At 57.6% G+C, this 20,791-nt stretch carries 14 protein-coding genes; 8 read left to right on the top strand and 6 right to left on the bottom strand.

Annotated elements, in window-relative coordinates; translation table 11 throughout:
• Window positions 1-239 precede the first annotated feature (239 nt).
• Entirely contained in the window at window positions 240-551 is a 312-nt protein-coding gene (locus GWR55_RS09530; protein ID WP_162402062.1) for a helix-hairpin-helix domain-containing protein, read from the top strand.
• 55 nt (window positions 552-606) lie between these two features.
• Here GWR55_RS09530 and GWR55_RS09525 read toward each other — a convergent pair whose 3' ends face one another.
• Entirely contained in the window at window positions 607-1,893 is a 1,287-nt protein-coding gene (locus GWR55_RS09525) for an LssY C-terminal domain-containing protein (RefSeq protein WP_162402061.1), read from the bottom strand.
• Window positions 1,894-2,007: 114 nt separating this feature from the next.
• Between GWR55_RS09525 and GWR55_RS09520 the strand changes: the two genes are divergently transcribed.
• Window positions 2,008-2,709, top strand: coding sequence for a DUF4397 domain-containing protein (locus GWR55_RS09520; protein ID WP_162402060.1), 702 nt, complete (start codon window positions 2,008-2,010; stop codon window positions 2,707-2,709).
• A 59-nt stretch (window positions 2,710-2,768) separates the two neighbouring features.
• On the opposite strand, the gene ahcY is transcribed toward GWR55_RS09520, so the two are convergent.
• The 5 genes from ahcY to GWR55_RS09495 all read right to left on the bottom strand — a co-directional run bounded on the left by ahcY (window position 2,769) and on the right by GWR55_RS09495 (window position 12,514).
• Window positions 2,769-4,205, bottom strand: coding sequence for an adenosylhomocysteinase (gene ahcY, locus GWR55_RS09515; RefSeq protein ID WP_162402059.1), 1,437 nt, complete (start codon window positions 4,203-4,205; stop codon window positions 2,769-2,771).
• A 120-nt stretch (window positions 4,206-4,325) separates the two neighbouring features.
• On the bottom strand, window positions 4,326-6,776 hold the full coding sequence (locus GWR55_RS09510; RefSeq protein ID WP_162402058.1) for an MFS transporter: 2,451 nt from the start codon (window positions 6,774-6,776) through the stop codon (window positions 4,326-4,328).
• Window positions 6,777-6,886: 110 nt separating this feature from the next.
• On the bottom strand, window positions 6,887-8,050 hold the full coding sequence (metK, locus tag GWR55_RS09505; RefSeq protein WP_238398769.1) for a methionine adenosyltransferase: 1,164 nt from the start codon (window positions 8,048-8,050) through the stop codon (window positions 6,887-6,889).
• Between the two features lie 348 nt (window positions 8,051-8,398).
• Window positions 8,399-11,833, bottom strand: coding sequence for a carboxypeptidase-like regulatory domain-containing protein (locus GWR55_RS09500; RefSeq protein WP_162402056.1), 3,435 nt, complete (start codon window positions 11,831-11,833; stop codon window positions 8,399-8,401).
• A 261-nt stretch (window positions 11,834-12,094) separates the two neighbouring features.
• Window positions 12,095-12,514 carry a RodZ family helix-turn-helix domain-containing protein gene (locus tag GWR55_RS09495; RefSeq protein WP_162402055.1) on the bottom strand — a complete coding sequence of 140 codons (420 nt, stop codon included), beginning with the start codon at window positions 12,512-12,514 and terminating at the stop codon, window positions 12,095-12,097.
• Between the two features lie 439 nt (window positions 12,515-12,953).
• Here GWR55_RS09495 and GWR55_RS09490 point away from each other — a divergent pair, with 439 nt between their 5' ends.
• The 6 genes from GWR55_RS09490 to GWR55_RS09470 all read left to right on the top strand — a co-directional run bounded on the left by GWR55_RS09490 (window position 12,954) and on the right by GWR55_RS09470 (window position 20,710).
• Window positions 12,954-14,363 carry a hypothetical protein gene (locus tag GWR55_RS09490; protein WP_162402054.1) on the top strand — a complete coding sequence of 470 codons (1,410 nt, stop codon included), beginning with the start codon at window positions 12,954-12,956 and terminating at the stop codon, window positions 14,361-14,363.
• Between the two features lie 30 nt (window positions 14,364-14,393).
• Window positions 14,394-15,485 carry an ABC transporter permease gene (locus GWR55_RS09485; protein ID WP_162402053.1) on the top strand — a complete coding sequence of 364 codons (1,092 nt, stop codon included), beginning with the start codon at window positions 14,394-14,396 and terminating at the stop codon, window positions 15,483-15,485.
• Window positions 15,486-15,670: 185 nt separating this feature from the next.
• Window positions 15,671-17,272, top strand: coding sequence for a glycosyltransferase family 39 protein (locus GWR55_RS09480; RefSeq protein WP_238398308.1), 1,602 nt, complete (start codon window positions 15,671-15,673; stop codon window positions 17,270-17,272).
• A 34-nt stretch (window positions 17,273-17,306) separates the two neighbouring features.
• Complete coding sequence (locus GWR55_RS19435) at window positions 17,307-17,432, top strand: hypothetical protein (protein ID WP_255490414.1); 126 nt, start codon at window positions 17,307-17,309, stop codon at window positions 17,430-17,432.
• Window positions 17,433-17,447: 15 nt separating this feature from the next.
• Window positions 17,448-18,533 (top strand): MlaD family protein, encoded by a 1,086-nt coding sequence (locus GWR55_RS09475; protein WP_162402051.1) that lies wholly within the window; start codon window positions 17,448-17,450, stop codon window positions 18,531-18,533.
• A 116-nt stretch (window positions 18,534-18,649) separates the two neighbouring features.
• The gene (locus GWR55_RS09470; RefSeq protein WP_162402050.1) at window positions 18,650-20,710 is read left to right on the top strand and encodes a M13 family metallopeptidase; all 2,061 of its coding nucleotides are present in this window, start codon (window positions 18,650-18,652) and stop codon (window positions 20,708-20,710) included.
• Window positions 20,711-20,791 lie beyond the last annotated feature (81 nt).

The raw sequence follows: 20,791 nt of genomic DNA, 5'->3' as shown, positions 1-20,791 counted from the left end.
ACGCTCTGCGCATGATGATGGTGATGTCCGTGATGGAGGTTCAGCGAACGCATCGCATTTTCAGAGTAGCGTTGGAGGCGACTGTAAGTCAACCTGCCTCCAAAATGCCCGACGTGGGGGCAGCGCCAAGCCCCTTGGAATCACCGAAGGCCGGTGAAGTTATTGTTTGACGGGAAAGCTGTGGTTCCGTACTCTTCCTCTGCAACTGCAGGTTATTCCCTTCAGGAGTTCCACCGCATATGCGTATCCTTCGTAATCTTTTGATCGCCGCGACGCTCTTTTCGACTCTTCCCCTCACTATGACGGCTCAGAAGGCTTCGACCAAAAAACCGGCCGCCACCGCTGCCGCCACCGCTGACAAGATTGATATCAACACAGCAACTGCGGACCAGCTCAAGGCCGTTCCGGGTATTGGAGACGCTTACGCGAAACGGATCATCGACGGCCGTCCCTACACTGCAAAGAATCAGCTGGCTTCGCGCGGCATCCTGCCACAGGGCGTCTACGACAAGATCAAAGACCAGATCATCGCAAACAAGGCAAAGAAGTAGTATGCGGGGGCTGGAGCCTCGTTTCCTCCAGCCTATCTCCGCCCTTTCCTGATCTCTATTTCAGGTCCATCACGGCGATGCGGCCGTCAGAGCGGAAGCTGCCGCCGGTCGCTGTCTTCGCATCGAGCAGAGGATTCGAAGGTGTTACATACGCCGCGCTTGAAAATGCTCCGGCGGCGTCGAAAGTGTGGACCAGGTAGTCGCGCTCCTTGTCGATCTCCGGGTCGATCTTGTGCGTGACCCCGCCATTACGCTGATCCTTTTCAAAGCCAATGTCGTGCGTCGCGGAACCCACCCAGAGCGGACGACCGTCGATGGTCTTATCCGTCTGCCATACGCGCAGATGATGACGCTCCGCCGCCACCATCAAAGGATCAGCGCGCGCAAACGATATGTCTTGAGGTCGCCCGAAGAGATACAGTGTGCTCATCGGCATCGCCGTATATGCCTCGCGGCTAAGCGTCTTCAGAAGTCCGTTGATGAGGGCATCCTGTACAGATTTATCGACGGCGACCCACCCGGCAGCTTTGAATGCGGCGAGGACCTGCTCCTTGGTCCCGACAAGACCGAAGTTGACCATGTCTCCAGGATTGCCTTCGCCTGAAGGAACATCCGACACGCGACGCGGAATATCAGCGAAGATCGCCGGACTGATCAGGGAGCTGACAGGCACGGCGGGAGCTGCAGGCGCGGCTGCCTTTGCCTTCGATGGTTCCGGAAATGTGAGTTTTACCTTGTAATCTCCGCTGAAGCTCAGGTCGCTGCTGGTATTTACGCGAAGATACAGTTCGCCTGTCGTCGGCATCGTGACCTGTCCGGAGGCACCGATGGAAAATGGCACGGAGGCGTCGGCGTTACCCACCCTGCCCACCAGCGCACCTGCCTTCGCGCTGTTGAGTGGGAATTGACGGAGAAGATCCTTCCAGCCACGGTCTACTCCATCGGGTGTTGCCGTTCGACCGTCAGCCAGGGTGATCTTACCGCTGGCGGTAAATGAGGCGACCTCTCCGGCGGCAACGGTCGCCCCGGTGTCTACCCAGTCCGCACTGTCGAGGGTAAATTCGTAGTTTTTCTTGTGTGCCGCGACGGCAGCGGCAGTCGTCAGGTGATTGTCGCGCATGCTCACAATTGCCTGTACTCCGCAGCCAATTGCCGGAGTGGTAGCCGCTGGTACAAGGACCGGAGTTGTCGGCGACGAGACGGGAGGTGCAGGCGGGATTGTCGCAGGCGATTGCTGCGCGGTGCCGGAGGGGGTAGCCGGATCTGTCTGGCCACTCGCGAAAGACGCCGCCGTGGCGATAACGAGATACAAAGCCACAGGCGCCAGTACCGGCAGCCTCATTCTTTGGAATCGTTTAGAGTGTTGCATATCGAGTCCCTACTTAAGATGCTCAACCCGAACCAACGGCCTTTGTCGCTCCATTCTTTCACCATCAGGACTCTCTGCGGAGCGGCTATGAGCATCTGCCTCGTCCTGCTGTCAGGATGCCAGGGCATGGCAACGGCCTCCAATCGACCGCAGGTGCGCATGATCGACGTCTCTCCCGACGCTCCGGAGATCGATATCTACCAGGACACGTCGCCGCTCGCCTATAAGCTGTCGTTCGGAACCATTACCTCCTATGTTCCACTCGAAGCCGGACCATCTACCACGATGTCGACAATCTCAGGTACCCGGCAGGCCCTCACCCGGTCACGAACCACGTTCGCAGCCGGGGGACAGTACACCGTCCTGATCGGAAACTTCTCCGACGATATGCAGCAGACCGTGCTGCAGGACCGAAACATGCCCGCCGCCCCGGGGCGTGCCGCGCTGCGGTTTATCCATCAGGCCATAAGGGGTGGCATGGTGGATATCTATCTCTTGCCCGCCGGTCAGAAGATCAGCGAAACCCGTCCGGTCATCACCCGGACCAGCTTTGGTGACAACACCGGCTATCTTGATCTGCCTGCCGGCACCTACACGCTGATCGTGGAACCGGCCGGAGCGGTTCCGCTCGAAGATTCCGATGCAATGTATGTAGGCGCACAGATCTCCTATCCATCAGGATCGGCCAGCACAGTCGTTCTCTCTGACCGTCCACTGGAGGATCAGGAACCGGGAATGCAGGTTATCGTCGCGCCGGACTATGTTCCGAACTCTCAACGGGAGCGATAGGCTCAAAAAATGGCCGCCGGAGATCACCGGCGGCCTCTGTTTTCTGTAAGGCTCCAGGCCTAGTAGCGATACTGTTCGGACTTATAGGGGCCTTCGACAGGAACGCCAAGATAGTCCGCCTGCTTGCTGGAGAGAGTTGTCAGCTTGACCCCGATCTTCTCCAGATGAAGGCGTGCGACCTCTTCGTCCAGCTTCTTGGGCAGGATGTAGACGCCGGGCTTATAGCTGTCCTTGTTCTTCCAGAGATCGAGTGCCGCCAGCGTCTGGTTGGAAAAGCTGTTCGACATCACGAAGCTCGGATGGCCGGTAGCGCAGCCCAGATTCACCAGACGGCCTTCGGCGAGTACAAAGATGCTGTTGCCGGCGGGGAGGGTGTACTTGTCGACCTGGGGCTTGATGTTCAGCCGCGTGACGCCGGTCGCGGCGTTGAGAGCGTCCATCTGGATCTCGTTGTCAAAGTGACCGATATTGCAGACGATGGCCTGGTCCTTCATGGCCTGCATGTGCTCATAGGTAATGACGTCCACGTTGCCTGTTGTGGTGACATAGATGTCGCCGAGGCCGAGCGTCTCCTCAATCGTGGTGACCTCGTAGCCTTCCATCGCAGCCTGCAGAGCATTGATCGGGTCGATCTCCGTGACGATAACGCGAGCGCCCATGCCGCGCAGCGAACGCGCCGAGCCCTTGCCCACATCGCCATAACCGCACACCACCGCAACTTTACCAGCGACCATGACATCGGTAGCGCGCTTGATGCCGTCCACCAACGATTCGCGGCAGCCATACAGATTGTCGAACTTCGACTTCGTAACCGAGTCGTTGACATTGATGGCTGGGACGAGCAGCTTGCCCTGTTCCATCATCTTGTAGAGGCGGTGAACGCCGGTCGTCGTTTCTTCGGCGACACCCTTCCACTCCTTCGCGATCTTCTGGAAGTGTGCGGAATCCTCTGCATGAATCTTCTTGAGCAGGTTCTTGATGACCTGCTCCTCCTGGTTGCCGGAGGGAGTATTGACCCAGCCATCGCCCTTCTCCAACTCGACGCCCTTGTGGATCAGCAGCGTCACATCTCCGCCGTCGTCGATGACGATCTGCGGACCAAGGCCGCCTTTGTGGCGCAGAGCCTGGTCGGTACACCACCAGTACTCCTCCAGCGTCTCGCCCTTCCAGGCGAAGACAGGGACTCCTGCAGCGGCGATCGCGGCGGCAGCGTGGTCCTGGGTGGAAAAGATGTTGCAACTTGCCCAGCGCACATCCGCGCCCAGGGCAACCATCGTCTCGATCAGAACGGCGGTCTGGATCGTCATGTGGAGCGATCCGGTGACCCGAACCCCTGCCAGCGGCTTCGAAGGAGCGTATTTGTTGCGGATGGCCATCAAGCCGGGCATCTCCTGCTCGGCGATGTCGATCTCCTTACGTCCAAAGTCCGCGAGCGACAGGTCGGCAACCTTGTACTCGGTTGCAACTGCCGCTTTATCGATGGTTGCTGTCGCCATGAAAGGCACCTCTCGTGTCGGATGTTCTTGAAATCTCGAAAAAAATCAGCACTTTGTGCTTGTCTAGAATACCACTCGAAGGCACGCTTCCGGTGGCTTCCGGCCTCCCGAGATGCTGAGCTAAGCCCTTGTGGTTGCGTCATTTCTAGACTGCAGCCAAATGGTCCCAACACTCACCAGGGCAGCCGCAAGCGCAAGCACAGCCATTGCATACAGCCCATTGGAGAAGCTGTGGGTCGCTTCTCGAAGCCGCCCGGTCACATAGGGGCCCACAAACCCGCCTAAGCCTCCCAGTGTTGTGATCAGCGCCACTCCTGCCGCTGCCGCTGTGCCTGCCATGGTACGCGTCATCAGGGCCCAGAACGGCCCCATGGTGCTCCACAACCCCATCGCTGCCAGGCAGAAGGCGCACAGTGCGATGGCAACGCTATGTGCCATGCCCGCCCACGTAAATCCAATCGCGGCCAGCGCCATACAGCCTGCAAGATGTCCGCCGCGCTCATTCCAACGATCCGAGCTCCACCCGACGACCACGGTGAACAATGCAGCCAGCAGATAAGGCACAGTGGCATACCGCGCGATCGTGCTTGCATCACGGACGGCCGCGCCGGAGAGGCTGTCGAGCATCAGCGGCATCCACAGATTGACGATATAGACGCCAATCTGGATCGTGACATAGACAAAGGCAAGCATCCACACCGCAGGCATGCGGAACGCATCTTTGAATGAGTGGTGCTTCGTCGCTCCATACCGTGCCCGGTCGGCTTCCAGCTCCTGCAGCAGCCACGTCCGCTCCTCTGGCCTCAGCCAGTCGGCCTCCGCAGGTCCGTTCTTGAGCACGAACAGCACCGAGATCCCCAGCAGCATTGTGGGAATGCCCTCTGCGATGAACAGCCACTGCCATCCCTGCAGCCCCAGAAATCCGTCGAGCCGCAGCAACGCGCTCGAAAGCGGTGCCCCTACGACACCAGCCAGCGAAGTCGCCGTCATGAACTTGGCGACGGCACGTGCGCGCTCATGCGAGGGAAACCAGAAGGTGAGATACAGCAGCATTCCCGGAACAAACCCGGCCTCAGCTACGCCGAGAAGGAATCGCATGGTGTAGAAAGAGGCGGCGGAGTGGACAAACGCCATGCACCCCGCGATCAGCCCCCACGTGATCATGATCCGGGCAATCCACACCCTGGTGCCGACACGCTGCACCATCATGTTGCTGGGCATGTCGAACAGAGCGTAGCCGATAAAAAAGATGCCTGCGCCTGTGCCGTATACCGTGTCACTGAAGCCAAGCTGCCGCTTCATATCCATCGCGGCGAAACCCACGTTCACGCGATCGACGTAAGCAACGATGTAAAGCAGAAAGAGATAAGGAATAATCCGCCAGGTGATCTTGCGGTAGAGCGAGCGCTCCACGACCGCTGGTGACTTCGCAGTTTCGCTCGGAATCATCGCTCCTACTCTATAGGAGCTTGGGAGGGATGCGCGACTGCCTTCTCCGCCTGCAGAAGCTTTCGCTTGCGCTCCGTGCCCCAGCGATAGCCCGTCATTGAGCCCGTTCTTTCCGACGACACGATGGCAGGGAACAGCCACAGCCACAGGATTCGCTGCACATGCCCGGGCTACCGCTCGCGTCGCCGATGGCGAACCCAGCTCCGCAGCAAGTTGGGAGTAGCTGCGTGTCTCGCCGCGGGGAATCTGCTGCAGGGCATTCCACACGCGTTGCTGAAATGCCGTCGCCCGAATATCAAGAGGAAAAGTCGCCGCCGTCGGGCTCTCGCTCAGGTGGCCGGCGACAAATCCAATCGCGTCGGCCAGCCATCCGCTCCTTGCAGACTCGCGCGTCAGCTCTGCGTTCGGGAAACGCTCCTGGAGGGCGGAGGTGACCTCAGCGTCGTCTTCGCCAAACGTGATCGTACAGACGCCCTTCTCGGTGGCTGCAACCAGCATCCTGCCCAGCGGACTCTCCGCCGTCGCATAATGAATTGCCAGACCATGCGCACCGTTCCGCATCTCTCGTGGCGTCATCCCGAGCCGTCTTCCGCTGTTCTCGTACAGTCTGCTGCTAGAACCGAACCCTGCTTCATAGATTGCATCGGTAACGCTCATCTCCGACTCCCTCAAGTTTCTGTCAAAGCTCTTCATGCGCTGTTGTCGCACGAACTCTCCCGGACTGATTCCGAAGATGCGCTGGAAGGCACGGTGAAGCGTGAGCCGATTGACCCCAGCGGCTGCAGCTATCTTTGCTGTGCTGATACGTTCGCGTGCATGGCGTTCGATGTAGGTGGTGGCCCTTGCAACCGCCTGCGCCACAGGATCAGGTGTTGCTTCCGTTCGTTCCGGATGGCATCGCTGACACGTACGGTACCCCGCCTCAAGAGCCTCTGCCAGCGTAAGGAAGAACCTTACATTCGCACGCACAGGCCGGCGGCTTGGGCAGCTCGGCTTGCAGACAACCTTCGTCGACCGGACAGCGTAGAAGAACGTTCCGTCTGCACTTGCATCGTGGTCCAGCACCCGTTGCCAGTGTTCGCTGTGGAAGCTCTCGGAGATCATGTCTGCGGCCATCGTCATGACAGTATCTTCCCCCGCCTTGGCGCAAGGCTACACTCCGCTTTGTTCGCGCAAAGTTTGAGGGCGGCCCCATCACGGGACCGCCCTTGTTTTCGCCGAAGATCGACGGCTTACTTTGCTGCAGCCAGAGCCTGCGCCTGCTCCTTGAGAGCCTGTGCCTTGTCCGTAGCCTCCCAGGTGAAGCCCTCGCCGGTACGTCCGAAGTGGCCATAGGCTGCGGTCGCCTTGAAGATCGGGCGGCGCAGTTGCAGGGTCTCGATGATGCTCTTGGGCGTCAGCGAGAAGTTCTTGCGAACCAGCTCTTCCAGCTTCTTCTCGTCGACCTTTCCGGTGCCAAAGGTGTCGACCAGCACGCTGACAGGCTCCGCCACGCCGATTGCGTAGGCAAGCTGCACCTCGCAGCGGTCCGCGAGACCGGCAGCCACGATGTTCTTGGCCACGTAGCGGGCCATGTAAGCAGCCGAACGATCCACCTTGGTGGCATCCTTGCCGCTGAAGGCTCCGCCGCCGTGACGGCCCATGCCGCCGTACGTGTCGACGATGATCTTGCGGCCGGTCAGGCCGGTATCGCCCATCGGTCCACCCACAACGAAGCGGCCGGTCGGGTTGATGTGATACTTAGTGTTCTCGTCCAGAAGCTCGGCCGGAATCACGGCCTGGATGACGTTCTTCAGAATGTCGGCACGCAGCTCATCGTTGCCGACATTCTCCGCATGCTGCGTCGAGATGACGACCGCGTCCACGCGCACCGGCTTGTGGTTGGAGTCATACTCCACCGTGACCTGGCTCTTGCCGTCAGGCCGGAGATACGACATTGTGCCGTCCTTGCGGACTTCACTCAGCCGGAGGGAAAGACGATGCGCCAGCGAGATTGCAGCGGGCATCAGCTCCGGCGTCTCGTTGGTGGCGTAGCCGAACATCATGCCCTGGTCGCCGGCGCCGCCCGTATCCACGCCCATGGCAATGTCGCCGGACTGCTTGTTGATGGTCGAGATCACCGCGCAGGTATTCGAATCGAAGCCATAGAGAGCATTGTCGTAACCGATCGCAGCGATCGTTCCACGAACCAGGCTCTGGAAGTCGACATACGCCTTCGTCGTGATCTCGCCTGCGATGACCACCAGGCCCGTACACGTCAGGGTCTCGCACGCCACACGGCTATAGGGATCCTGTGCCAGGCAGGCATCAAGGATGGCATCGGAAATCTGGTCGGCGATCTTGTCCGGATGACCTTCCGTGACGGACTCGCTGGTGAAGAGAAAACGCTCGCGTATAGCCAAATGAAGCTCCTTCAGAGGGCTGACCTTCTGTGGCCTGCGCCTCATGGGTTGTTACAACCCTTTTATTTTACCTTTGAGAGAAAGAACTGCCTGACTTTCACCATCCAGCGGTGAGCTTGCGCGGCAAACGGTGCTAATCGCGCATTAAACGGTGGAGCGCTAGCCGTACTACTCGGGTCGAACACTATATAAATGAGTGTCATCCTGAGCGAAGCCCGAAGGGTGTAGCCGGAGGACCTGCGGCTCCACTTGACTTCTAGCATCCGGAGAGATGCAGCGCAAAGTGCGAAGAAAAGGCGTCCGCATCGACGGACGCCTTGAAAAGAAATGGTAATCGCCAATCTAGAAGATGAACTTCGCCCCAAGCTGCAGGATGCGCTTGTCGCGATAGCTGGTAATGTTTCCAGCCGAGGCGCTGTAGCCCGATGCCGTAATGAGACCGGAAGTGCTGATGCCGTCCGGATTGGTGTGGTTGAACAGGTTGAAGGCCTCGCCGCGGAGCTGGAGATGCAGCGATTCGGTGATGTTCAGGTTTTTGAACAGACCGGTATCGACGCGCCACCATCCCGGACCCTGAACCACGTTGCGTTGTGCGTTTCCGCCGCGAACCTGGCCCGCAGGGACGGGAGCAAAAGCATTGACGTTAAACCAGTGCCGGCGTGTATGGATCGGATTGCCCGGTGTTCCGGCATTTGGATCTCCAACGCGGTCGGGGCGCCCTGAGGAGACGCTCGAGCTGAAGACGACGCCGACCCCCGCAGGATCCAGTCCGCTGGTGGTGACGTTGAGCGGAAGGCCCGTGTTGAAGTAACCAAGCCCTGAAATCTCCCATCCGCCGAGGATATGGCCCACTACGCCATGCTGTTCATACCAGAAGGGCAGGGCATAGACGCCATTGAAGTTGAACATGTGCCTGCGGTCGGCCGCAGATGGGCCGTACTCCGCCGCGGTGTTCGAAGATATCTGCGGAGCGCCGCTGCGATCCGCATTTGCGTTCGTCAGAGCATGCGACCAAGTGTAGTTTGCCGCCAACAGGGTTCCATGCGACCACTGCCTGCGTGCAGAAGCCTGCAGTGAGTGATAGTTGCCTATAAAGATCGGCTGCACCGAGTTGATGGCGCTGAATCCCTTGTAAGGACGGTACTGATTCAGTTGAGCGATGTTGCCTGTCGTCAATGCCGTGCCAGGTTTGGCTGCGGCCCATGCGCCGACAGGGGCCTGGTTGATGTCTACCAGGCCAAGCAGGTGGCGCTGTCCGCTGCCTACGTAGCCCACCTCGGCAAGGACGCCGAACGGAAACTGCTGCTGCAGGTTCAGTGACCATTGCTGGTTGTATGGCGTGTGGAACTTTGGTGAGGTCGCACGAATCACCTGGGCACTGTAGTTCACATTGGCCGAAACGGCCGCGGGATTGTCAAAGCTAGTGTTCGAGATGGTTGGCGTATTGACGAAGGGAGGGTTTTGGAAGATGTTCTGCTCGTAGATGCCGAACAGGGAAGAGTCGTATGCGATGCCGTATCCGCCACGCAGCGAGGTCTTGCCATCCCCAAAGACATCCAGGGCAAAGCCCACGCGGGGAGCGAAGTTGTATTTATCGGTTTCTGCGATCTGGGAGCCGTACGGCGAGTTCTGGCCATTGATGCTGATACCGTTGGTGATTGCCTGCTGGCGGCTGATGTTGCCATTGGGCGTAACACCCGTACAGGGCGCTCCCACGACGCAGATGCGCCCCTGAGCGTCGATGGTTGGCGCATTCGACGCCGAGTACAGTGAGGGATCAAATGTAGTGAGCTGGTGATTCTGATCCACAGGTTGGCCGAAATGCGAGTAGCGTATGCCCAGATTGAGGGTCAGGCGAGAGATGATCTTCCAGTCATCCTGCACATATCCTTCGATCTGGTTCGCGGTTACGCTTGGAGTTACGTCATAAGAGGCTTGAGAAAAAGTATCGACAAATCCAGTCAGGAAATTTGCCCAGGCCTGCTGATAGTTCTTGGTTGAGGTCGATGGAGCGTAGTTCCCGGCATTGAATGCAAAGCTGCCGGCATTGGCTCCGGCGTTGTTCTCCGTCTTGTTGTAATGGTTGTAGTCCACGCCAAACTTGATGGTGTGGTTGCCCAGCGTCTTCGTCACATTTACGAAGATGTTGTGGTTCTTGTTGTAATCCCGATAAGGGCCGTAGGTGGTGAGGGTTGTGCCTCCGCTGAAGGTCAGGGCGGGGATGCGCGGGAGCGTCGAGGCGTAGGGCAGGTTCGGCTTGATGTCCGGAGAGTTCGCGTTCAGAGCCAGTCCCACGGGGTCGCTCAGCAGCGCGCCATAGGAGTAGGCGTAACCACCGTCAACCAGGAAGGTTGGCGTGATGACGTAGGTTGCGTGGCCCAGATAGATTCGGCCGGGAGCATTGGTGTTGGTCGTGTTCACGCCCGGATAACCTGAACCCTGAAAGAGTCCGCCCGGCTCCTGCGTTGGAATGGAGTCGTTGATGAAGCGGAAGAAGACGTTCAGCTTCTGTCCGAGCTGCTGGTCGATTCGGACAATCTGCTGATTGCCGTTGTAGAGGTTGCGCTGTGGAGGTGTGACCAGGGTGCCGGATGCGTCCGGCGCTCCTACGTGCGCGTAGATATCCTTAAGATATGCCTGCGCCATGGTGCTCTGGATCGGAACTGTCGTAACACCTGCATCGTTGCATTTACCGGTTGTCTGGTTGTAGTTGATGCAGACGGGGGTTGTAAATCGGCCTGCCCTCTCGTTCAGGGTGGGAACGCCATTCAGCGTGAGAGCCTTGTACGTGATCACGCGACGAAGTTCCTGCGAGAAGAAAAAGTAGGTCCCATGCTTGCGGCCGTCGTAGATCTTCGGCAGCCAGACCGGTCCGCCGATGGTATAGCCGAAGTCGTTGTAGCGTAGGGCGCTGCGCGGCGAGGTCTTGTTGACTCCGCCGGATGGCGTTGTCGTCAGCTTGTTCAGCGTGTCATTCGCATTGAAGATGTCGTTGCGGACAAATTCGTAAGCCGTTCCATGAAATTTATCTGTACCGGAGCGGGTAATCACGTTCACCTGCCCGCTTGCCGAGCGGCCAAACTCCGCCTGGTAGGTGCCGCGCAGTGTCTTGAATTCGGCGATGGCATCAACCGATGGATAGGTCAGCAACGTGTAGTTCGATCCGCGGTCCACATTGTCAGCTCCGTCTACCGTCCACGCATTTCCGCTGGTGCGCGAGCCATTGACCGAAAAGCTGACGACATTGCTGGAGCCATTCGGGCTGGAGTTGCCAATATAGATCTGGTCGCCACCCGTATAGGCAACGCCCGGCTGCAGGCCGACCAACTGCTCGTAGTTCCGGCTGGAGAGGACCAGTTCCCGGACCTGGGTTCCGTTGATCAGGCCCGCCTGCGTCGCATTCTCTGTATTGATTGCGAGAGCATCGGCGGTTACCACAACCTCTTGGACGGCTCCCGGATGGAGTTTCGCGTCGATTGCAAGGGAGTCGTTAACGTGCAGGACGATTCCACTGATCACCTGGTCACCGAAGCCGGTCGCCGAGACGGTGACCTTGTAGCCTCCAAGTGGCAGCGTCGGAGCGGTATAGTTTCCGCTGCCATTGGTCTTGACCGTGCGAACAACCTGGTTGCGGTCGGTATTGAGAAGGGTCACGATAGCGCCACTGATCGCGGCTCCGCTGCTGTCGGTTACATTTCCACTGATACTGCCGAGGACATTTTGCGCCCAGATGTTATGGGTTCCAAATGCCAGTATCGTCGCCGCAATAAGCATCATTGCGCGACAGGCGAAAAGCCCGTATCCCGTCATCACTGTCTCCTGAAAAAGAAATGCAATTTGTGGCTGGATCTTCCGTCCGGCTCTCTTAAATGATTTGGGCTGCAGAACACGTAAGCGCTTACGCAGCCTAGAAAGTACGATTCGTGTGAACCAGAGTCGTCTCAAGGCGCAGGCTTGTCAATCCTGAATTCGGATCCGAATCTGACCGGTAAATTTATCTATTTCAGGACTTAGGTGAAGGCGTCCCTGCGGAGTCCTTTAGAGGAAAAGCCGTCCGTGAAAGACGAATCTCCACACGCCCCATCCCAGTGCGACTAGCACCATAATCATGACCGCGACCCCGATCCAGCGCGAATCGATTCCGGAGGTTCGGCTTCCGGTACGATTCCTGCGAACGTTCTCTGCAAATTCCGTCCAGCCTTCCTCTTCATTCTCCGGATCAGAGGATCGTATTGCGTTCTCAAACTGCTCAACCCATTCCGACTCTTCGAGGCCGATCGCCTTCAGATAGCTTCGCAGGATCCCTTTGCGAAAGACTCCGCCGGGTAAATCTGCATACCGGCCGGCCTCCAGGGCTTCAAGGTGACGGACTGAGATCTTTGTCACCTCGCAGATGCTCGCAAGGCTAACCTGTCTTCTCTCACGCTCGATTCGCAGTGCGTTGCCGAATTGCTCCATCCCGCCCCGGTTTCCTGTGGAATTGATCTCGTAATGCAGAGAATTCGCGGTTTTCGGCAGGATAATCCGCTATTTTCCTGAAGTCAAAGCAGGGGAGCCTCATAGGTTACTGGAATCAAAGTAGTTAGGCGGAACTTTCCCAGATTGGTCCTGCAGGCGTGGGCGATTTTTCATCCGGCCACCTATAGTGTTGGTTTTTGACGCCCGGTTTCGGACCCTTCTATGATGGGGTTCAGTCCAATGATCTTTACCTTGCGGCCAGTGCTGCAGGCAGACTCACCCCCAGGCATCCTCCCACCAGTCCGGGAACCATCTCCCCGAAAGGCCACTTCGAACAGAGAAGCAAGTGCGGATCTCCCTCCCAACCTCTATCCCCGTATCACGGGTAACCATCTTCGCCGGCCTGTTGTTTCTGGTGGAGATCTACCAGGGGACCTCCATGATCTTTGCGCTTTCGGCCTTCGTATTTATCGTCCTGTCGGGTGTCGCATTTAATCTTGCCGGAGGATTGTCCCGGTCTTCCGGCGGCTATATTTTTTTTTACGCTACAGAGGCGGTCATTGCCGGGTTGGTGATCAAAGCTGTTTTGGGGGAACCTGCCGACTCTAATCTTGCCTATCCAGTCCTGACCATGCAGGTCTATGCCGGTACGATGATCTCTTTAATCGTGGCGGTCCTTGTAGCCAGGAAACTGACTCTTAAGCGTCCTCTACTGGTCAACGTTGTCGCAGTTGAGAATATGGGCGATGCCGCTTATGGATGCCTGCTGACAGGCTTGGCGATCTTTGCCCTTGCGCTGGTTATACCTGTCCAATCAGGTAGTGTGATGAGCGCCTTACAGCAAATCAATCGGTTTCTGCCTATGGCAATGATCCTTGGCATTGTTTACGAGATGCGGAGAACCGGAGGACGTCGAAGCATCAATCCTGCCGTTACGATTGCCGGGTTCTCAATCTTCGGCCAGGGGCTTGTGGGCTTTTCGAAGGAGGGTATCTTTACGCCGCTGGCCTGCTGGTTTATTGCCACGGCTTCAATGGGATATCGATTTTCAAAGGCACAGTTGGTCGGTTTGCTGGCGGTGACCTTTTTCATGGTCCACTACCTGGTCCCCTATTCCCAATATGGAAGAACTCTTGCAGGCGAGGATGTAGGTGATCGTGTTCATGTTGTCTTGACTTTGCTGGGCGACCTGGATGGGACGCGCGCAAAATACAAGGAGACCGCAGAAGATCGAGATGTTGTGGGCTACTTTAACAAAAGCCAGGGATTCTTTGACCGGCTCCAAATGATGGGTCCGGATGATGCCCTTCATGGGCTCACCGAAAGAGTGGGACCGATTGGGCCTGCTGGGATTGTTTTTGGCTTCCAAAATGTTGTTCCCAGGTTCCTCTGGCCAGATAAGCCGACCATAAAAGCCGGCAATCTCTACGCTCGCCAGATGGGAATGATCTCTCAGGACGACACCACCACCGGGATCTCCTTCAGCCCTGCAGGGGAGGCTTATCATATCGGTGGCTGGTTCGGAGTTTTCTTCTGGGCGCCTGTTATCTGGATACTGCTCTTCATCGTTTTCGACTCTCTCTGTGGGGATACGCGCCAATCGCCCTGGGGACTTCTGGCGCTCGCTATCTTTGCTCACGCAGCGCCTGAGGGGGGAATCACCGGCCCCATCAATTTCATGACTTCCATCGCATTTGGGATCGTCTTTGCGGCCTTCGCAGCTGCTTACGTGATGCCGCTGTTGGGCATTCTAGTAAAGGGTCCGGGGAGATCGAAGATTACCCCGATTCGAGGCGGCGGTGCTTCCCGACCTGTCCGCTCCCTCCCCTCGTCGGGGTTCGGACGCTAGCCTCTTCTGCTGCCATACACTAAAGAGAGCATGAATAAACTCGTCGTTGGTAATCTCGTTCACCGCCCCCTCCGCTCCCTGATCAGCGCCCTGGCCATTGCCATTGAGGTGATCATGATACTCTCGATCACAGCGATACTCCTCGGTAAGATCAGCGGATTCAAGGCGCGTCAGAACGGCATCGGTATGGACATGATTGTGCGTCCAGCCACGACGAACAACTTCCTCGGCATGAGCGGAGCCGGTGCCTCGATCAAGGTGGCCGATGTGGTCCGAAAGATTCCTCACGTCGAGGTGGTCGCTCCCGTAAATATTGCGGTGACCAGCTCTCTCGACAGCATCTACGGAATCGACTACCAGAGCTTCAATGCTCTGTTGCCCTTTACTTTCCTCTCAGGAACACCTTTCCAGGGGCCGGACGACGTCATCATCGACGACTACACCTCCGAAGGCAAGAAGATCGGCGACACTATCAAGATCCTCAATCACGACTTTCGCATCTGCGGAATCGTTGCCCATGGAAAGGGCGGCCGCAAATTTATCCCGATCGACACCATGGGTTCGCTCAATGGCACCGAAGGTAAGGCCTCAGCGTTCTATATCAAGACAGAAGATCCGCCCCGCTACCAGGAGGAGATCCGTAAGGCCATCCTGGCCACGCCCGGCATGAGTCAATACGACGTAAGGACCGCCGAAGAGTATCTCTCCGCGATCTCTCCGACCAAGCTGCCCTACATGAGCACAGCCATCAACGTGGTGGTTGGAATCTCCCTCGTCATCGGATTCCTGGTGATCTTTCAGTCGATGTATACCGCCGTCATGGAAAGAACGCGGGAGATTGGCATCCTCAAGTCGCTCGGCGCTTCGCGAACTTACATCGTCTCGCTGGTGTTGCGCGAGACCGCTCTGATCGCCGTGGTGGGAATCGCCCTTGGAGTCGCTTCGAGCTATCTGCTGAGTTCTGTTCTGAGTGCCCGTTTTCCTACGCTGGACTTCGTCATCAACCTGCCCTGGGTATGGAAATCGGTCGTAATCGCCTTTATTGGAGCATTGCTTGGAGCCGTTTATCCTGCATATAAGGCTGCCAGCAAGGACCCGATCGATGCTCTTGCCTACGAGTGATCTGGCTTTCAGGGCATCTGCGAACATCTAATGCTGCAGTGATAGACCTGCAATCTTGAGGATCAGGTAAGGAATAGAGTGCTGGACGGGGCTTCGCGTCCCCGGAGTGCTTATCTATGGAGAGACTCATAGAACATTCTGGGCATAAAGTCGCACCAGCATCGCGGTGGCGCAGGATCGCCTTCGTGGAGTTGATCCTGCTTGCGGTGGCGGCTATCTTTGTCGGGCTGCATGGCCTTCACCTGCGTGCTGACTTTCCGAACCATTCCCCCTGGATGGATTGGGCCAAGTACACCGATGAAGGCTGGTATGGCGATGCGGCCATCCGGCACTTCCAGCGAGGCGACTGGTACGTTCCCGGCGACTTCAACCCCGCCGCCGCACTGCCCGTTTGGCCTCTGACGGAGTCGCTGGTCTTTCACTTCACCGGGGTCAGCGTCATTGCTGCCCGGGCCCTGACCGTGGCCATCTTCGCTGTGATTCTGTGGTGCGTCTATCTTCTCGTTCGCCGCTGGCATCGACTTCAACACCCCGGGGAGAGGTCACTTGCCCCGGCGATCTCTGTTCTCCTGCTATCGACGAGTCCCTTCTGTTACGCATTCAGCCGGATGGCGATCCTGGAACCCTTGTTGATCGTCCTTACACTTCTGGCACTTCTGTCCGCTTCTTATGTGCCCTGCGAAAATGCAGTTGAGGCCCAAAGAAGCTGGTGGGGTGGGAGCCTTCCTGTTCTGGGCATTGGTGTTCTTCTGCCTCTCATGGTCCTTACCAAAACCACAGCGGTCTTTCTTCTGCCCGCTGTCGCTTGGCTCCTCTTTGCCCGTTCGGGCTATCGTCTTCGAGTGGCCTTGCGGGTGATGGTGCCCGTCGCTCTGCTCGCGGTCTCCATCTGGGGGCTTTACTACGGACTCGTGGTTCGTCCCCGCTTCCTGGCGGACTATCGCTATCTCTTTTCGGTGAACTCCTACTCCGGCCTCAACGTCCAGAATTTTTTTGCGGTCCTGTCCGAGAGCTTCTCCGACGGCATGTGGATCGGCCCTATCCTTTACCCGCTGGCGATTCTCGCAATGTTTTTCGCGGCCTTCATTCGCCCGCGGCTCCTCAAAAATCCCCTTCTGGTCGCTCTTGCCCTGTGGTCGATGGGGTATTTCGCCTTCATTCTCTATCACGACAATCTTCAGCCCAGGTACTATCTCGTCACAGTTGTGCCTATGACGGTTTTCACGGTGCTGGTGTTTGAGCGTGCCTTCCGTGGGGAAAACTGGCGACGGCTCTCCACGATTCCCGCTGCTAGCCTCTGCACCGCTTCGTTGATCGCGATGGCTGTCTCCGATGCGCGACAGACATTGGACTATGTTCTCCATCCGGAGTACACCTTCGTGGCCGCGGCCCAGCAGATTCGCAGGATCATCGATTCCGACCGTACCCATAGTCCGCTGGTCCTTTCGATCAGCGGTTCGGATCTCTCCCTGATCACAGGTATTCCCTCCATCTGTGACGATTTCGGCACCATGGACCTTGAAGATCGGGTGAAGACGTACCATCCCGGATGGTACGTCGCCTGGAACCAGGTGGACGATGACAAGATGGACGCCCTGACCTCCGTCTATCGTGTTCAGAGAGTAGCCTCCTTTCCCACAATGGATGACCCGGATAGAAACCTGATGATTCTCTACCGCCTGGACCCCATCCTGCGACAGACAAAACCTCGGCTGGGGCATCGCGGACCCCGCCTGGAAGCCGCCAGCTTCATCCGGCGAGCCTCCGAAGCAGAAAAACAGCCCTGATTTCTACCACGGGCATGGGGAAACTGCTGCATCCATGACCATCCGTTTCGCATCCATGCTTTATGAGCCTGAGGTGATGTATCCTCTGAACTATCAGCGATCTGTCATGTCGTTCAAGGAAGGATGTTCCCCAAACCGGAAGGCTGGTTATGTGGGTTAAACTTCAAGGAGAGCTATGCCGAGTCAACAGGAGGTGAGATGGTCACAGCTGAAGGTCGGCCTTATCGTCCTGGTGGCTTCGGTAGTCCTGGTGACCCTGCTGTTCCTGATGACCAGCTCCGCCGGTCTGGGAATCTTCTCCCACAAACTGACCATCACCACATACTTTGAAAACTCTGCCGGCCTCAAGGCAGGAGCCGCCGTCAATCTTCAGGGCGTGACTATCGGTACGGTAAAGACCGTGACCGTCGTCGCGACCCCGGACAGGAAGCTAACCCCGGTCAAAGTGGTGATGAAGCTCAACGAGAAATACGCCGACGAGCTGAGGAAAGATTCCAAAGCCTCCCTGACGACCATCGGCGTCCTGGGCGATACGGTCGTCGATATCAACAGTCAGTTTGCGGTAGGCCCTCCGCTGCGCGACGGCGACGAGCTGAAGACACTGGAAACCCCTAGCCTGACCGACGTCGTCAAGGCGAGTCAGGGAACCATCGAGAGCCTGAACGTCATCCTGGCAAAGATGAACACCATCGTCGATAACCTCCAGACCGGCAAGGGCTCGATCGGGCAGCTCATCAATAATCCGGATCTCTATAACAAGCTGAACGGAACGGTGGATGAGCTCCATAAGCTGACCGTGAACCTGAACAAAGGCAAGGGGACGATTGGCAAGCTCATCAGCGATGACTCTCTCTACAATCGGCTGAATGAGACGACGGCGAAGCTCCAGGACATTACGAACGACCTGGACGCAGGCAAGGGAAGCGCCGGTAAGCTGCTGAAGGACCCGAGCCTGTACGATAACCTGAACTCCACCCTGAAGCATGCGAACTCGCTGATGGCTGAGGCTGATGCAGGCAAGGGCGGCCTTGGTCTCCTGGTCAAGGACCCGAACTTCCGCAAGCAGCTGAATGACACAGTGACTCAGGTTAACCAGCTTGTCAGCGGTATCAATCAGGGCCGCGGAACTCTGGGCAAGCTGGCGACAGAAGACACGCTGCACACGAACATGAACAATCTGCTGACCAACAGCTCCGATCTGGTCACAGCGGTTCGTCAGAATCCCAAGAAGTACCTGACCATTCACCTCAAGATCTTCTGAGAACGCTCTGCTGAAATCAGTCCGCTCTTTGACGGAGCGGGCTTTTCTTTGCTTTCCTCGCCGGAGTAGTGTTTGGTTATCAAACAGCACTTGTTCACCCTTTTTCAAGGAGAGCCATGACCTTTACTCGCTCCAGACTTCTTTTTTCCGCCATGGCAGCTCTGCTTTGCCTCTCCTCTGCCATCGCCGAGGATGTCTCCGGCCCGAAGAGCGCCCCGAAGAAGCCGCAGATCTTCGATCTCTCCGCCATCGATACTACTGCCGACCCCTGCGTCGACTTTTACCAGTACGCCTGCGGCAACTGGCGGAAGAACAATCCCATTCCCGCTGATCAGACCCGCTGGGGCCGCTTCAACGAGCTGGCCGAATACAACAATTACCTGCTCTACACCGATCTGAAGGCAGCAGCCGATGCGCCGAAGACGCCTCTTCAGAAGAAGTACGGCGACTTCTTTGCCGCCTGCATGAACTCGGATCTCGCCGACAAGCTCGGGGCGAAGCCCATTCAGCCTATTCTCCAGACCATCGCCCAGTGGAACGACCGCAAAAAGCTTGCGACCCTGTTCGGAAGCATGGAAGACAAGTACGCCGTCGGATACTTCTTCACCTTCGGCTCCGATCAGGACCAGAAGGATTCCACCCAGCAGATTGGTGAGTTGGACCAGGCTGGTCTTGGACTACCCGATCGCGACTATTACCTGAACCAGGATGACCGTTCGAAAAAACTTCGTTCGGAGTACACCGACCACGTCGCGAAGATGTTTACGCTCGTCGGTGACACACCGGAGCAGGCCGCTCAGGAGGCGAAGAACGTTCTTGCGATTGAGACCGCGCTGGCCGAAGGCTCGATGTCCCGCGTCGACCGCCGCAATCCGAAGAATGTCTACCACGTGATGACGATTTCTGAGATCCAGTCTTTAACGCCTGACTTCGACTGGAAGGTTTATCTCAACGCGAAGAAGCAGGGAGGTCTGAAGACGCTCAATGTCGTGGCGCCTGATTTCTTCAAGGCGATGAACCAGCAGATCGACTCCGCCTCGATAGAGGCCCTTAGGAGCTATCTGCAGTGGCATACCATCCACCGCTACGCCCCCAACCTGAGCGATGCATTTGTGCAGGAGAACTTCCGCTTCTTTGCCGCTACTCTTGCAGGCCAGAAGGAGTTGGCGCCGCGATGGAAGCGCTGCACCCAGGCGACCGACCGCGCTCTTGGAGAGGCCGTCGGCCAGGACTGGGTTGCAAAGAACTTTCCGCCCGCAGCCAAGGACAGTATGGAAAAGCTGGTCAAGGCGCTTGAGGTCTCGCTCGATCAGGACATCCAGCACCTGGACTGGATGAGCGATGCTACAAAAGCGGAGGCAAAAAAGAAGCTCGATGCGTTTCACGACAAGATCGGTTATCCGGAGAAGTGGCGCGACTACTCCTCGGTAAAGATCGATCGCAACAATCCGGTTGGAAACGCGCAGCAGGTTGCCGCGTTCAATGACCGACGCGATCTCGCAAAGATCGGCAAGCCTGTGGACGAGAAGGAGTGGATTATGACTCCGCCCACAGTGAACGCCTACTATAACCCTCCCCAGAACGACATTAACTTCCCCGCGGGCATTCTGCAGCCGCCCTTCTACGACTTCAAGGCCGATCCGGCGGTCAACTTCGGCGGCATTGGGGTCGTCATTGGCCACGAAATGACCCACGGCTTCGACGATGAAGGCAGTCAGTACGACGCCACGGGCAATGTACGAAGCTGGTGGACCGATGAAGATCGAAAGAAGTTTGATGAGCGCACCGACTGCGAGGTGAAGGAATACAACGGCTTCGAGGTGGCCCCCGGACAGAACCTGAACGGCAAGCTTACGCTGGGCGAAAACACCGCCGACAACGGGGGGCTGCGCATCGCCTACCAGGCGCTGATGAGCACGCTTGCGGAAGAGAATGCATCCACGACGGCGAAAAAAGACAACTACACCCCGGCGCAGCGTTTCTTCCTCGGCTTTGGCCAGGTATGGTGCGAAAACGTCACCGAGCAGGCGGCGCGGCTGCGGGCCAAGACCGATCCGCACTCGTCCGGCCGCTGGCGCATCAATGGCTCTGTTCAAAACTTCGAGGAGTTCGGTAAGGCGTTCGGGTGCAAGGTGGGCCAGCCTATGAGGCCGGCCAATGCCTGTCGGGTCTGGTAGGCCAGTAGAGGGGCGGGCGTCTTCGCGAGAGGAGAAGTTCGGCGTTTTGCGCAATTTCCGATTCCACGGAAGTGGCACAAA

This window comes from Edaphobacter sp. 12200R-103 (assembly GCF_010093025.1).
Classification (GTDB): domain Bacteria; phylum Acidobacteriota; class Terriglobia; order Terriglobales; family Acidobacteriaceae; genus Edaphobacter.
This window is presented reverse-complemented; position numbering and strand designations above follow the sequence as displayed.

Bases quoted from the DNA above. Each gene is read 5' to 3' on its own strand.
- GWR55_RS09530 (WP_162402062.1), top strand. From the start codon at position 240: ATGCGTATCCTTCGTAATCTTTTGATCGCCGCGACGCTCTTTTCGACT.
- GWR55_RS09525 (WP_162402061.1), bottom strand. From the start codon at position 1,893: ATGAGGCTGCCGGTACTGGCGCCTGTGGCTTTGTATCTCGTTATCGCC.
- GWR55_RS09520 (WP_162402060.1), top strand. From the start codon at position 2,008: ATGAGCATCTGCCTCGTCCTGCTGTCAGGATGCCAGGGCATGGCAACG.
- ahcY (WP_162402059.1), bottom strand. From the start codon at position 4,205: ATGGCGACAGCAACCATCGATAAAGCGGCAGTTGCAACCGAGTACAAG.
- GWR55_RS09510 (WP_162402058.1), bottom strand. From the start codon at position 6,776: ATGACGATGGCCGCAGACATGATCTCCGAGAGCTTCCACAGCGAACAC.
- GWR55_RS09500 (WP_162402056.1), bottom strand. From the start codon at position 11,833: ATGATGCTTATTGCGGCGACGATACTGGCATTTGGAACCCATAACATC.
- GWR55_RS09495 (WP_162402055.1), bottom strand. From the start codon at position 12,514: ATGGAGCAATTCGGCAACGCACTGCGAATCGAGCGTGAGAGAAGACAG.
- GWR55_RS09490 (WP_162402054.1), top strand. From the start codon at position 12,954: ATGATCTTTGCGCTTTCGGCCTTCGTATTTATCGTCCTGTCGGGTGTC.
- GWR55_RS09485 (WP_162402053.1), top strand. From the start codon at position 14,394: ATGAATAAACTCGTCGTTGGTAATCTCGTTCACCGCCCCCTCCGCTCC.
- GWR55_RS19435 (WP_255490414.1), top strand. From the start codon at position 17,307: ATGACCATCCGTTTCGCATCCATGCTTTATGAGCCTGAGGTGATGTAT.
- GWR55_RS09475 (WP_162402051.1), top strand. From the start codon at position 17,448: ATGCCGAGTCAACAGGAGGTGAGATGGTCACAGCTGAAGGTCGGCCTT.
- GWR55_RS09470 (WP_162402050.1), top strand. From the start codon at position 18,650: ATGACCTTTACTCGCTCCAGACTTCTTTTTTCCGCCATGGCAGCTCTG.